Raw genomic sequence first — 13,289 nt, forward strand, 5'->3', positions numbered from 1 at the left:
AAAGCTTAAAGAATTTAATAATGATCGCAGACACCTTTATACGACGCCCAGTAACCGCCATTGTGATATCACTGGTGATAGTTATCGTGGGCATCCTTTCCATCCTGAGCCTGCCGATAGGGCAGTACCCAGAAATTACACCACCTACTGTACAGGTTACCGGTAACTACACCGGTGCCGACGCGTTAACTGTAGAGCAAACCGTTGCTACACCTGTAGAGGTGCAGGTGAATGGTACGCCAGGCATGACCTATCTGCAAAGTAACAGCACCAGCAACGGTGCTATGAGCATGACGGTAAACTTTGAAGTAGGTACTGATATTAATATAGCAGCGCTTGACGTACAGAACCGTGTGGGTATTGCACAACCAACCCTTCCGCAAGAAGTACAGCGACTGGGCTTGATCGTGCGTAAACGTAATCCAAGCATCCTGATGCTGGTTGCTATGTTCTCTCCTAAGGGAACCCACGACGTAACCTTTGTAGATAACTATACCAACGTATTTATTAAAGACGCTTTGCTGCGTACCAAAGGGGTGGGTGACGTGTTTACCCGTGCTGACGACTTTAGTATGCGTATTTGGCTGAAGCCTGATAAACTGGCGGCACTCAACATGACAGCTGCTGATGTGACGCAATCATTACAAGAGCAGAACGCTCAGGTAGCCGCAGGTACCGTTGGTGCCACACCGCAAATGAAGGGGCAAACGTTTGAGTATACTGTGTTGGTAAAAGGCCGTTTAACCAGCAAAGCCGAGTTTGAGAACATCGTTGTAAAAACCCGCCCAGAAAACGGCGCGGTTGTGCACCTGAAAGATATAGCCCGGGTAGAGCTTGGTAAATTTAACTACTCCGGTAACTCATTTGTTGACGGTAAACGTGCCTCGTACCTGCTAATATATCAGGCACCAGGTAGTAACGCAATCGAAACAGCAAATAACGTTGTGGCTACCATGAACCAGTTGAAAGGTACATTCCCTGCGGATGTGGACTTTGTAGTGCCGTTTGAGTCGGTTACTGTGGTTAAGGTTTCATTGGAGGAAGTAATTGAAACCTTAGTTATCGCGCTGGCGCTGGTAATCGTGGTGGTATTCCTGTTCTTGCAGAACTGGCGTACTACACTTATACCTGTACTGGCTATTCCGGTATCCATCATAGGTACGTTCATCTTTTTTATTCCGCTGCACTTTACTATAAATACACTAACGTTATTTGGCTTTGTGCTTGCAATTGGTATTGTGGTGGATGACGCCATCGTGGTGGTAGAAGCAGTTCAGCACTACATGGATGAAAAGGGTATGGACCCGCGTGAAGCTACAGAACACGCAATGCGTGATATATCCGCTCCGGTTATTGCTATTGCGCTTATCCTGGCGGCAGTGTTCGTGCCGGTGGGTTTTGTGCCGGGTATAGTAGGCAGGTTGTATCAGCAGTTCGCAATTACCATTGCTATCTCTGTATTGATATCTGCTTTTGTTGCTTTATCACTTACCCCGGCATTATGTATTCTTTTGCTTCGTCCACATAAAATAGATGAGAATTCTACCGGTATCAACAAGTTGTTTTACAAGTTCAACTTGTGGTTTGACAGGGTTACCGGTCGTTACCGTAACGCGGTTGATAAAGGTATTAAGCACTCCAAGTTTGTTATCGTCATACTAATATGTGTGGTAGTTGGCACGGTGCTGTTGTTTAAAGGTAAACCATCAGGCTTTATCCCGTTGGAGGACGAAGGCCGTGTTTATGTAACCTACGATTTACCTGAAGGTTCATCTACCGAACGTACCGTAGCTGTATTACACGAAATGATGGACACGCTGAAGACAGTAGGAGCTATAAACCACTTTGCAGCCTTAGGCGGTTTGAACGCGGTTAACTTTGCGACAAAGTCTAACAGTGCCACTATATTTGTGCAGCTGAAGCCATGGGAAGAGCGTAAGGATGAAAAAGATCAGCTGAATGGGGTAATTGCAACTATCCAGAAGAAGCTGCTGAAATTTAAAGAGGCCAGCGTTGTAGTTATCTCTCCTCCGGCGATACCTGGTTTAGGTAACACAGGTGGTTTCTCGTTCATCCTGCAGGAAAAAGAAGCAGGTGGCGATATCAAGAATTTCGAGAAGGTGCTTAACACGTTTGTAGGCGCCGTGAACCAGCGACCGGAGATAGCCAAAGCATTCTCTTTCTTTGGTGCGCATACACCGGCCTATCAACTCACTATAGACAGGGAGAAAGCTAAAAAACTAGGGGTAGCAATATCAGACATAAACAATGCCTTGCAAACGTACATGGGTAGTGCTTACGTAAACGACTTTACTATTTACGGCCGTAACTTCCGTGTGCTTACGCAGGCGGATACAAACTACCGTACCAGTATACAAAATATAGGGCAGTACTTTGTGCGTAACTCGCAGGGAAGCATGGTGCCACTGAGTACGCTTACCTCTTACAAGGTTATTGAGAATGCACCTTTGATATCGCATTATAACCTCTTCCGCTCTGCGGAGATAAACGGTGCAACCAAACCTGGGTATAGCTCGGGTGACGCTATCAAAGCGTTGCAGGAAGTTGCAGCGCAAACGCTTCCTCAGGGCTACGGATACGAATTCTCTGGTTTGAGCCGTGAGGAGATCCTGTCAGGATCTAAGACGATATATATATTTGCTTTATCTATAGGATTCGTATTCCTGTTCCTTGCCGCGTTGTACGAGAGCTGGTCTGTTCCGTTCTCCGTACTGCTTGCCGTGCCGCTTGGTGCCTTTGGTGCCATATTATTTCTATCGTTTAGTAGTAGCCTTACTAACAACGTTTACGCGCAAATTGGTCTGATAACACTTATAGGTTTGGCAGCGAAGAACGCCATCCTTATTGTGGAGTTTGCCAAAGAACGTGTGGATAGGGGTATGGAACTTGAGAAAGCCACGTTAGAGGCGGTACGGCTTCGTTTACGTCCAATCATCATGACGTCGCTGGCGTTTATACTTGGTGTGTTACCGTTGTTGTTTGCATCAGGTGCTGGTGCGGAGGCACGTAAAACAATTGGCTTTACGGTATTTGGCGGTATGCTCACGGCTACATCGCTGGCAATATTTATCGTACCGGTATTGTTTTATCTGATCACTAAGGTGGCTTACGGCAAAGAAAAGCTGGCTGAGTTGGAAAAAAACTATGACCCCGACGCTGAAGAAAATCATTAAGAATCGACATATTGAGAAGCCCCGCCAAGGGGCTTTTTTAATGGGATAAACGGCTGTAAACTGTTAAATAACGTTAATGAAATGTTAAGCGGCACGGCAAAGCAGCCACTTTGCCGGGGTTTCATTAAACGTTTTTATAGTATTAAGCATACACTTTTGTATGCTAACGGGAACGAATTTTACAATTTCTTAAAATTGTGGCACACCTTATCTCCCGATCATTATGCGCCATCATAACAGTGTACAAGCTTGTTGATTATCAGTGCATCTATGTTCAAAAACAGTGTTGCTGATTATCAAAATGGCAATTTTATTTTAAAAAAGTTGTAAGTATTAACGTGTTGATTGGCATACACTGGCAAAGTATTTGATTATGCCGGGTTATCACAATTAAATTGTTTACTACTAAAAACACGACAATGAAAAAAATGACAACATTAGTAGCGGCAGCTTTTACAGCCGCAGCTTTATTTATCGGAACTACTACAGCTAGTGCACAGTCAACTCCAAAAGGAAAATGGCGCTTCGGTATCGGTGTGGAAGGTTTATTGCCAACTGGTAACTTGAAAGACATTTCAAGCTTTGGCCTTGGTGTTTCTCCACGCCTGCAGTATGGCCTAGCTGACAACCTTGCTTTAACCATCACATCTGGCTACAATGGCTATTTTGGTAAAGAGATAGGCAATACCGGTGTTGACTACAAATCTTACGGTTTAGTACCAGCTAAAGTAGGTATCAAAGCCTTCATTTCTCAAAATGTTTATTTGAGCGGTGAACTGGGTGCAGCTTTTGAAACTTCCGGATTTGGTGAAGTTAAAGGCGGTCCGGACTATGACACAAACACCAAGTTTCTTGCTTCACCTGGTATAGGCTGGGCAAACCAAAGCTGGGATGTTGGTGTGCGTTATGAGAACTACACTGGCCAGAGCAACAACTTCGGTACAGTAGGTCTTCGTATAGCTTACGGTTTCGGTTTGTAAAACATTACAAAACAAAAGCCACAACAAAACAGAAGCTTCCTGCGAATAGCAGGGGGCTTTATTGTTTTATAATCCCGTTGACATCCTTACGAATGGCTTTAATAACTTCATCTGTAAAGCGATGGGCTCCGTTAACGTTCATGTGCCTTTTATCGGAAAAGTTGCTGGCAGAGGATAATATTGTACTATCGTTAAGATAGGACAAAAAAGGTACGCCTTCAGCATCGGCTATATTTTTGGCAAGTGCATCGTAGTTAGCCGGCTTTTTATAAACCCCGAAATAAGGTGACATTATTACATACAACTTGATGTTGTTCTGTTTACAATACCTGATTGCCGAACGGTACAACCGCACACAACTAGTGTCAATTGGCCGCTTATCGCCGCTAAGCTCCGATACTTGCAGCGGTTCTTTCAGCGTGTTTTTTAATGGTAAAAACCCCTTATCATAAATCCCGCCATTATCACCCTTGTGGAGGCCCATTGTTTTGTTTATGCCGTAAAGCAATGTTGAATTAAACGGGTAAACCCTTGAAAACATCTTGAACTTTTTATACGGATCAGCAAAATATAACATCTTTTTCACCTCAGGGTGCCTGTCGTCATAAAAAGGGGCAAGGTCAGACAGTTCCATGTAGGCTATATCATTAACTCTTAGGCCCTCCCAATAATCCCAAATAATTATTTTAGGCTTATACCTGTCTGTTATTGTACGCAGTGTTGCATACTGGTGTAAAAAATGGGTACCCCACATACCGGCATTGTAGCAGCTTACTTTCAGGCTATCTTCCAGTTGTTGTGTTACATAGCTGTGTGATGCCCTGGAAGAGCCTACTATAATAATATCTGCCCTGGTAGAGTCTAAGCCGTAACTCAGGTTGTGGTATTTGCCTTCTGAAGGGGTAAAATAAAGATACCTGAGCCCGGCGCCCGCAGCACGGTCGAGCAGGTAAACAAACATCAGGCATATAATAAGCTTGGTTACATTGTTAAACATGCCGGGTTTGGTCTCATTATTTATCAAAATTGAAAGTAGATGAATTGTCCGCCATCAAATACCCCTAAGCCAATTATCAGTATAATTATTACTGAATAGGAAAAGCACCTTACCAGCGGGTAATTACTGCGTGTAAACCAACTATGTTCGGGGTGGTATTCTTCCATGTACTCTGCCAGGAACATTATGAAAGAGCCTATTAAAACATAAAGCAGGTTCTCATGCACAAACAAGTGCCCCCATGAAGTAAAGATTTTTGTGAAGGCAAATAAGGCGCTTTGAATATCATGAGCCCTGAATATTACGAAGGCCAAACCTACCAACATAATTGTAGTAGCAATTTTTATCAGATTAAGCAAACGTGGCAGGCGGGTAAGGCCAATTGCTTTATGGAACTTCTCCAACGGTGCTTGTAAAATAATGCCTGTTATTAAATAGCAGCCGTTAACACCACCATAAACTATATAGTTCCAGTCCGCACCATGCCATAGCCCGCTTATCAGGAATATGATCATAATATTAAGGTACCACCTTGATACTTTTACACGGTTGCCACCCAGGGGTATATAAATGTAATCGACAAACCAGCTGGATAATGAGATGTGCCACCTGCGCCAAAACTCTGAAACCGTTCTTGAAAAATAGGGACGTCTGAAGTTCTCCATTAACTTAAAACCCATTATTTCAGCTGCGCCAATTGCTATATCTGCATAGCCGGAGAAATCGCAATAAATTTGTATACAGAAAAAAAGGGTTGCTAAACTAAAATCTATTCCCGAGTGGTGGGTGGGATTGTTATAAACAGCATCAACATACAGCGCAGCCCTATCTGCCACCACCAACTTTTTAAAAAAACCCCATAACATTCGCTTTACGCCGGCACTTGCGTTACCCCAGTTAAAATCATGTCGCTCATAAAACTGGTGCAACATGTTTTGAGGGCGTTCTATTGGCCCGGCTACCAATTGCGGGTAGAACATTACATATAGCGCATAGATGCCGAAATTACGTTCGGGGGGCTGATTACGGCGATACACCTCAATGGTGTAACTCATGGCCTGGAACGTGTGGAACGATAAACCTATGGGCAGTAGTATCTTTAGTACGGGCAGCGAGTGTTGCCAGCCCAAGCTATGCAACAGATTGGTTAGGTTCTCACTGATGAAGTTGAAGTACTTGAATACTGCCAGGATACCCACATTGGCAACAATGCTTATGGTAAGCAGCATTTTTCGCCGTGTGCCCTCAGCATCGGCAATGTATATGCCCGCAAAGTAGTCTATAACGATAGTAAAACCCAGTATCAGAATGTACACCGGTACAAAAGCCATGTAGAACACACAACTCGCAGCCAACAACAAAAACCAGCGGAAGCGGTGAGGTAATAAAAAGTAGAGCGGCGTTACAATCAGGAAAAATATAACAAACTCTACTGAATTAAAAACCATATAAAAGGATAAAGAGAGGCAATGGCTAATAGCAGCCACTAATATAATCAATAATTATTCAGGATATAAATTTACAGCATGTTGGGTAATAGATAACAAGAAAGACCGGTCGGGATCCCGACCGGTCTTTATGCTCATTCTTGAATTCTGTAAATGCTGATTCAGATAATATTACACCAGCTTGGCCAGTGCTTCTTTTATCCTGCGCACGGCTTCAACAAGTTTATCTTCTGCAGCTGCGTATGATATACGGATAGATTTTTTGTCGCCAAAAGAGTCGCCGCCTACGGTTGCTACATGCGCTTCTTCCAGCAGGAAGATAGAAAGCTCATCGGCGTCATTAATGGTTTTTCCATTGTAGCTCTTACCGAAAAATGAAGTCACGTTAGGGAAGAAATAGAACGCTCCATCAGGAAGGTTCACGGTAAGTCCCGGTATTTCTGTTAATAACTTGTAAACAAGGTCACGGCGTTTTTGGAACTGCTCGCGCATGGCGTGCACACTTTCCAAGCCGCCAGTGTACGCTGCTACACCTGCTTTTTGTGTGATGGAGCAGGTACCTGAAGTGATCTGTCCCTGCATTTTGTCGCAGGCAGCTGCAATAGCGCTGTTGCTGGCAGTATAACCAATTCTCCAGCCTGTCATAGCAAACGCTTTAGACCAACCGTTAATGATAACTACGCGGTCCTTAATGCTGTCAAACTGGGCTATGGATTCGTGACCGCCTATAAAGTTAATGTGCTCGTATATCTCATCACTCAAAATATAAACGTGCGGGTATTTCTCAAACACCTTTGCCAGCGATGCAAGTTCGTCTTTGCTGTAAACGCTCCCGGTAGGATTACACGGAGAAGAGAACATGAACAACTTGGTTTTTGGCGTAATAGCAGCCTCTAGTTGTTCGGCTGTTATTTTAAAGTTGCTTTCTACAGTAGTGTCAATAAAAACGCTTACACCTTCGGCAAGTTTTACAACTTCCGAGTACGATACCCAGTACGGGGTAGGGATGATCACCTCTTCGCCGGGGTTTACCAGGCATAGCACCGCGTTAGCAATGGCCTGCTTGGCACCGGTAGATACAACAATTTGCGTGTCAGTATAATCCAGGTTATTCTCATCCTTTAACTTGGCTACTACAGCCTTACGCAGGTCGGGATAGCCGGCTACGGGTGTGTAGTAAGTAAAGTTTTTGTCCATAGCTGTTTTAGCAGCTTCCTTAATGTGCTCCGGTGTATGAAAATCCGGTTCGCCAAAGCTAAGGCTGATCACATCAACGCCTTTGGCCGCCAGCTCGCGACCCATTTTGGCCATCTTAATGGTTTGAGATTCCGACAGGTTGTTTATCCTGTTACTTAATGCGCTCATTGTTATGTGTTTTGTTGCGCGGCAAATATAGAAAATTAGTCGGGGCGAAGGCAAGCAAACAGCAAATGCAGTGTTCTGAAGCCGTTTATTTTGCACGGCGGCCACCACTAAACTCATCATAGTGTATCTGTAATACAATATAATTATCAGCAGTCGATGTTTGAATTACGAAGAGTAAAGAAACAATGAGGGCCACTGTTTTGCAGTGGCCCGTTATTTTAAAGTGCTGTAGTTATAGCATGCAAGCTGCCGACATCAGATTTCGGGCGCTTCTTTTCTGCGTGATCCTGGTGATATGGAAAGTTATGCACCTCTTCGGCAATTTCCCCACCTTTTCTCTTGAGGTAGTACCATGCAGCTGCACCTGCAGCGGCAGTGCCCAATGCTATTGCAGCAACCCAAAGGCCGCCATTACTTTTGTGTTCAAACGGGTTTTTCAGATTATCAAGTAGGTTTTTCATAGTAGTATTTTCTTTAAACAACACCTTATTAACTATTTGGTTGCAATTATTTTAAATTGGGTGTATTGCCCGCCATCAGCCACGAGAAAGCTTGTAACAGCCATTTAATAAGTAACAAATACCAATACTATCTGTTGCAGATAAGATTAATAACAAACACAATTATGAGTATTACAATTGAACAAGCCGAAAGAATTTCAGAAGCGGCAAAAGCCAAAGCAACAGCTATAGGTGTCGCCATGAATATTGCCATTGTTGACGAAGGTGCCAACCTGAAATCTTTTCACCGGATGGATAATGCGTGGCTGGGCTCTGTAGACATTTCTATAAAGAAAGCTAAGACAGCGCGCTACTTTGATATGGCTACGGGAGAGATTGGCAAGCTATCACAGCCGGGTGGGCCGTTATACAACATTGAACATTCTAACGGAGGCTTGATCTCTTTTCCGGGCGGCGTGCTGTTAAAACAAGATGGAAAAATTGTTGGCGCAATAGGCGTGTCAGGCGGATCAATAGACCAGGACCACGAAGTTGCCACCGCAGGGGCCGAAGCTTTTACAAACGGTTAACAGGTACTATGTAAAAAAATTAAAAGCTGGTTAGCCGGCTTTTAATTTGAATGGCTGTTTATCGCCGCCTTATTAAAGTGGTTATAGTTGTCCCACCAGAATGTCTTTGAATTTGCTGTAATTGTATAACTCCTTATGCAATAATGGCTTATGTTGTTAACCTTAAGCTTTTGTACTGTCCCGCACTGTCCCGCTTGTGTTAGTTAAGTCGCTGTAATCTAAATGTTTAGTGCAAACAGGTGTCCCGGGTGTCCCGCTTACAAAGCGGGACACTTGTAACTGTATAGAGATTTGCTAACTTTGTTAGTATGAAGCGATCCGGTAGCGCCGATCTTCCTTTACACCACGGGCATGTACCACTTTGGCTTGCCGAGCGTATGGCTAAGCTTGGTCTTGCTGTTGTTGAGAACATCATACTTGATTACGGTAAAGATGAAGTGCTTTGCCGCCTGAGCGATCCGTTCTGGTTCCAGAGCCTCGGTGCAGTTATGGGCATGGACTGGCATTCATCGGGCATCACCACATCTGTTATGGGCGCTCTCAAGAAGGCTGTAAACCCGTACAGTAAACAACTAGGTATTTATATATGCGGCGGTAAGGGCAAGCACAGCCGCGCCACGCCGCAGGAACTTATAGCGATAAGCCAGCGTACAGGGCTAAATGGTGACTACCTTGTAAAGTGCAGTAAGCTAAGTGCCAAGGTAGACAATACCGCAATCCAGGACGGTTTTCAGCTGTATATGCACAATTTTATCCTGAGCGACACCGGCAAGTGGGCCGTGGTACAGCAAGGCATGAGCGATACCAGCAGCACCGCAAGGCGCTACCATTGGCATTCCGAACAACTGACATCCTTTGTAGAGGAGCCGCAAACTGGTATATACGGCAAGAACAATGGCTTTATACTAAACATGGTAGCTAAAGAAGCCAACACCAGCAGGAGCGGCGTTATGCAAATAGCACATGAACATCCCGAGAAAATGCTGAGGGAAATAAAGCTGATAATGCCTAATCATCATGACGTTAGGGAGAAAGATGTAGACCTTAAGCGCCTAGGCGCTGTGCTTTGGCTGGCACATGAAAAACAACCAAAAGATTTTGAAGAGCTATTGCAGTTAGAAGGACTTGGCCCGCGTACGCTGCAGTCGCTAGCTTTAGTTAGCGAAGTTATACATGGCACACCTTCACGCTTTAAAGACCCGGCGAGGTTTTCGTTCGCTCATGGTGGTAAAGACGGGCATCCGTTCCCTGTACCTACCAAGGTTTACGATGAGACGATCAGCACACTTCAAACCGCGATTGAGAAAGCGAAGCTTGGCAACAGCGACAAGAACGACGCTATACGCCGCCTTACCAACATTGCCCAGGCAGCTGAAAAAGACTTTACGCCTAATACCAATTTCGACAAGGTTATAGAACAAGAACGCCGTGACTCCTGGAAGTACGGCGGTCAAACTGTGTTCGGGAAAGCAAAGCCACCGGCAGAGCGGCAGCTTAAATTATTTTAATTTGGCACAAATAGCGTTTGCTTCTTTTAAATGCTCGCGCAATTTTGGCAACGTTTTATCGGCAAGGTCATTTATTTTTTTGTCGGTGTTATCGGTAACGGTCTCAAACAGGCCAATGGCTTTTTCATGATCATGAACCATTACCTGCATGTATTCTCTATCAAAGTCTGCACCTGTTTTGGTAGTAAGGCTGGTCATGATACGGTTGTGTTCAGTATCAATCCCATCGGGGATGTTAACTTTTCTTTTGCTGGCCAAATCTGTAAGCTCTTTGCCATTTTGCGTATGATCGTTGATCATCATCTGGGCAAATTGCTTTATTTCGGCATTTTGAGAGTTCTTTAATGCTAGTTCTGAAAGTTTAACTTCGGCGTTACCGCTTTGTATACCCTTCTGTAAAAATGGCAGTGCTTCGTCGTCAACTTGTGTTTTCTCGTTGTAGTTCTTGGCTTTGCGCTGGTCGTTACATGCGTAAACGCTGAATATTAAGCAAGACAGAAGTGCTATGCGGGTTAGTAGTTTCATTGTAAAATTGTTAAGCGTGTGGTTAATTTCTTAACAATAAATGGGGCATCATGTTTACATCGCCTTCACTTATTTTACTTGGAACTTATACCAGGCTTACGTTCTACGTTGTGCCTTCTCCCAAACAGAGCTTTGCTTTTTTGTAAAATAACGAATGATGCCTGCCATAACAGCATAGTTCATCACGCAGAAATAATAGGGTACAAACAAAGCCTTAATGCGTGTTTGTCTTTTTTCCATTATATAGCCAAGAAGCGCCAGCAAATAGAAAAAAACCTGTCCGGCAAACAATAGCTCGTAGATCCAGCCTTTTTCTGCAAACGCAAGCGCCAAATTAGTTATGAATGCAAGGATTATGAAAAAAGGAGTAACTGTCCACCTTAAAACACGATGGCTAACATATTGAAAAGAAAGCAACGGATATTTAAAAGAGAATAGCAGAGGCTTTAAACGCAATATAGACTGCACGCCACCTGCCGCAATCCTTATTTTGCGCTTAAGTTCTTCCGAAACGTTTTCAGAAGAAGTTTCCAGAGCGTATGCGTCGGGTTCATAAACTATCCGGTAACCTTTTGCGGCTATCAGCATCGAAATCATGAAGTCGTCCAGTACAGTGTCGGCCGGCACGTCTTCATATAAATCCCTCCGTACGCTGAACAGTTCTCCGGCTGCGCCCACTACCGAGTATAATTCTGAGTCCCACTTTTTCAACGCCGATTCATACTTCCAGTAAAAACCTTCACCGGCAGCGCTTGCATCTGCACTGGCATCAATATGTACACGCTTTTCCCCGGCAACAGCTCCCACAGTGGCATCAGAATAGTGCCTGCAAATGCGAATGATTGCCTCTGGGTTTAAAAATGTATTAGCATCAGTAAATACAACTGCTTCAGTGTCTACAAACTCCATTGCGCGGTGCACTGCTGCGATCTTGCCGGACCGTTCAGGTTTATGCAGCAATTGAATCTGCGGGTAAGTAGCAATAATATCGGCGGTACGGTCAGTAGAGCCGTCGGTCACAAAAATAAACTTTAGCTTACCAGCAGGATAACGAAGCAGCAGGCTGTTTGCTATTTTCTCTGCTATGAAATGTTCTTCGTTATATGCCGCAACTACCAGTGTACAGCGGGGAAGAAGCTCGTCTGCTACATCAAGTACAACTTTTCGGCCTTTAACGGCGCGCTTTATTTTAATAATTATATATAAGAAGATGCCGTAGCCAACAAATGTGTAGAAGGCAATAAAAAGGCTGAACCAGAATGCGAACTTCATGAAACTTTATTTACGGTAAAGCCTAGTTCTTCGCTATGCTTGTTATGGGTAACGTTCCACCAAATTGCACGAAACAGTATGCTGATAAAATTATATTTTTTCTCTTTTACGTAGCTGATAATGTTACGGGGTACTACCGTAAGCATGAAATAGATGTAAAATACAAAGGCCTTCAACGGCGGGGCATTATGGCGAATAAAAAGAATACGGTTACGATTCATAAAGTACTCCTTAAAAGGACTTTTCTTACCCACCGTCATCGATTCTTTATGATACACCACGGCGTCCCCGCGCACCCAGGCCTGGTAGCCCGCCCTGTTGATACGTTCGCCCCAATCCACCTCTTCATAGTAGATAAAGAAATTGTCGGCCATTAAGCCAGCCTTATCGCATGTTTCCCGTTTAACCATCATAGCACCGCCATGGCAGTAGCCGGTTTGGCCTAAAAAGCTATCGTACTGGCCAACATCTTTCTGATTTTTTCCGATAGCCTGATTACGGCAGGTGTAATAATCAATTAAGGTAAAACCCATATATTGAATTATGCTTCGGTCGAAGTCATACACCAGTTTTGGCGATATGATACCCACCTGTGGGTTTGCGTCTAGTACCTCAACAAGTTTTTGCACCAGCCCTGGTGTAAACTCGGTATCGTTGTTCACCAGGAAATAGTAATCGCCGGTGGCTTTTGCAATACCAATATTATTCCCTCCGGAGAAACCTAAGTTAAGTTCTGAACGTATAAAGGTCACATCAGGGTACTTTGGCAGCCATTTAGGGAGTGGATTTACGGTGCTTCCATTATCAACAACAATAATCTCTATGTTTTCATAGGTGTTTGTTGCGGCAATGGAGTCTAAAAGCTCCTCGGTTATTGTATCCTGGTTAAAATTGATGGTGACTACGGAAACTTTTTTCATGTAATAATATTGATTACTGTTCTACGCTAAAATATAACAAAAGTTGGGGA

11 protein-coding genes are annotated in these 13,289 nt (G+C 44.0%); 4 read left to right on the forward strand and 7 right to left on the reverse strand.

Annotation, left to right across the window (positions count from 1 at the left end; translation table 11 throughout):
• The first annotated feature begins 20 nt into the window (after positions 1–20).
• Together AC59GT_RS06800 and AC59GT_RS06805 are read left to right on the forward strand one after the other, a co-directional pair.
• A complete protein-coding gene (locus AC59GT_RS06800) occupies positions 21–3,194 on the forward strand; it encodes an efflux RND transporter permease subunit (protein WP_497236921.1) in 3,174 nt (1,057 codons plus the stop codon).
• 419 nt (positions 3,195–3,613) lie between these two features.
• Entirely contained in the window at positions 3,614–4,174 is a 561-nt protein-coding gene (locus AC59GT_RS06805) for a hypothetical protein (RefSeq protein ID WP_497236922.1), read from the forward strand.
• A gap of 58 nt (positions 4,175–4,232) precedes the next feature.
• Here the strand turns inward: AC59GT_RS06805 and AC59GT_RS06810 are convergent, their stop codons facing one another.
• From AC59GT_RS06810 to AC59GT_RS06825, 4 genes are all read right to left on the reverse strand, one after another.
• On the reverse strand, positions 4,233–5,198 hold the full coding sequence (locus AC59GT_RS06810) for an SGNH/GDSL hydrolase family protein (RefSeq protein ID WP_497236923.1): 966 nt from the start codon (positions 5,196–5,198) through the stop codon (positions 4,233–4,235).
• Positions 5,195–6,619, reverse strand: a complete 1,425-nt coding sequence (locus AC59GT_RS06815) for an MBOAT family O-acyltransferase (protein ID WP_497236924.1) — start codon at positions 6,617–6,619, stop codon at positions 5,195–5,197. Before AC59GT_RS06815 ends, AC59GT_RS06810 begins: the two co-directional genes overlap by 4 nt.
• Positions 6,620–6,790: 171 nt before the next feature.
• Complete coding sequence (locus AC59GT_RS06820; RefSeq protein ID WP_497236925.1) at positions 6,791–7,984, reverse strand: pyridoxal phosphate-dependent aminotransferase; 1,194 nt, start codon at positions 7,982–7,984, stop codon at positions 6,791–6,793.
• A 218-nt stretch (positions 7,985–8,202) separates the two neighbouring features.
• Positions 8,203–8,445: a hypothetical protein gene (locus AC59GT_RS06825; RefSeq protein WP_117381906.1), complete on the reverse strand. Its 243-nt coding sequence runs from the start codon at positions 8,443–8,445 to the stop codon at positions 8,203–8,205.
• A 164-nt stretch (positions 8,446–8,609) separates the two neighbouring features.
• Here AC59GT_RS06825 and AC59GT_RS06830 point away from each other — a divergent pair, with 164 nt between their 5' ends.
• Together AC59GT_RS06830 and AC59GT_RS06835 are read left to right on the forward strand one after the other, a co-directional pair.
• Positions 8,610–9,014, forward strand: coding sequence for a GlcG/HbpS family heme-binding protein (locus AC59GT_RS06830; RefSeq protein WP_497236926.1), 405 nt, complete (start codon positions 8,610–8,612; stop codon positions 9,012–9,014).
• 308 nt (positions 9,015–9,322) lie between these two features.
• On the forward strand, positions 9,323–10,522 hold the full coding sequence (locus AC59GT_RS06835) for a DUF763 domain-containing protein (protein WP_497236927.1): 1,200 nt from the start codon (positions 9,323–9,325) through the stop codon (positions 10,520–10,522).
• Here the strand turns inward: AC59GT_RS06835 and AC59GT_RS06840 are convergent.
• The 3 genes from AC59GT_RS06840 to AC59GT_RS06850 all read right to left on the reverse strand — a co-directional run bounded on the left by AC59GT_RS06840 (position 10,514) and on the right by AC59GT_RS06850 (position 13,239).
• Positions 10,514–11,047 (reverse strand): DUF4142 domain-containing protein, encoded by a 534-nt coding sequence (locus AC59GT_RS06840; protein ID WP_497236928.1) that lies wholly within the window; start codon positions 11,045–11,047, stop codon positions 10,514–10,516. The two genes, AC59GT_RS06835 and AC59GT_RS06840, sit on opposite strands and share 9 nt — an antisense overlap.
• 96 nt (positions 11,048–11,143) lie before the next feature.
• A complete protein-coding gene (locus tag AC59GT_RS06845; RefSeq protein WP_497236929.1) occupies positions 11,144–12,319 on the reverse strand; it encodes a glycosyltransferase family 2 protein in 1,176 nt (391 codons plus the stop codon).
• Positions 12,316–13,239: a glycosyltransferase family 2 protein gene (locus tag AC59GT_RS06850; protein ID WP_497236930.1), complete on the reverse strand. Its 924-nt coding sequence runs from the start codon at positions 13,237–13,239 to the stop codon at positions 12,316–12,318. Before AC59GT_RS06850 ends, AC59GT_RS06845 begins: the two co-directional genes overlap by 4 nt.
• Between the last annotated feature and the right edge of the window lie 50 nt (positions 13,240–13,289).

This window comes from Mucilaginibacter sp. 320_HR (genome assembly GCF_059691875.1).

Bases quoted from the DNA above. Each gene is read 5' to 3' on its own strand.
- AC59GT_RS06800 (WP_497236921.1), top strand. From the start codon at position 21: ATGATCGCAGACACCTTTATACGACGCCCAGTAACCGCCATTGTGATA.
- AC59GT_RS06805 (WP_497236922.1), top strand. From the start codon at position 3,614: ATGAAAAAAATGACAACATTAGTAGCGGCAGCTTTTACAGCCGCAGCT.
- AC59GT_RS06815 (WP_497236924.1), bottom strand. From the start codon at position 6,619: ATGGTTTTTAATTCAGTAGAGTTTGTTATATTTTTCCTGATTGTAACG.
- AC59GT_RS06820 (WP_497236925.1), bottom strand. From the start codon at position 7,984: ATGAGCGCATTAAGTAACAGGATAAACAACCTGTCGGAATCTCAAACC.
- AC59GT_RS06825 (WP_117381906.1), bottom strand. From the start codon at position 8,445: ATGAAAAACCTACTTGATAATCTGAAAAACCCGTTTGAACACAAAAGT.
- AC59GT_RS06830 (WP_497236926.1), top strand. From the start codon at position 8,610: ATGAGTATTACAATTGAACAAGCCGAAAGAATTTCAGAAGCGGCAAAA.
- AC59GT_RS06835 (WP_497236927.1), top strand. From the start codon at position 9,323: ATGAAGCGATCCGGTAGCGCCGATCTTCCTTTACACCACGGGCATGTA.
- AC59GT_RS06840 (WP_497236928.1), bottom strand. From the start codon at position 11,047: ATGAAACTACTAACCCGCATAGCACTTCTGTCTTGCTTAATATTCAGC.
- AC59GT_RS06845 (WP_497236929.1), bottom strand. From the start codon at position 12,319: ATGAAGTTCGCATTCTGGTTCAGCCTTTTTATTGCCTTCTACACATTT.
- AC59GT_RS06850 (WP_497236930.1), bottom strand. From the start codon at position 13,239: ATGAAAAAAGTTTCCGTAGTCACCATCAATTTTAACCAGGATACAATA.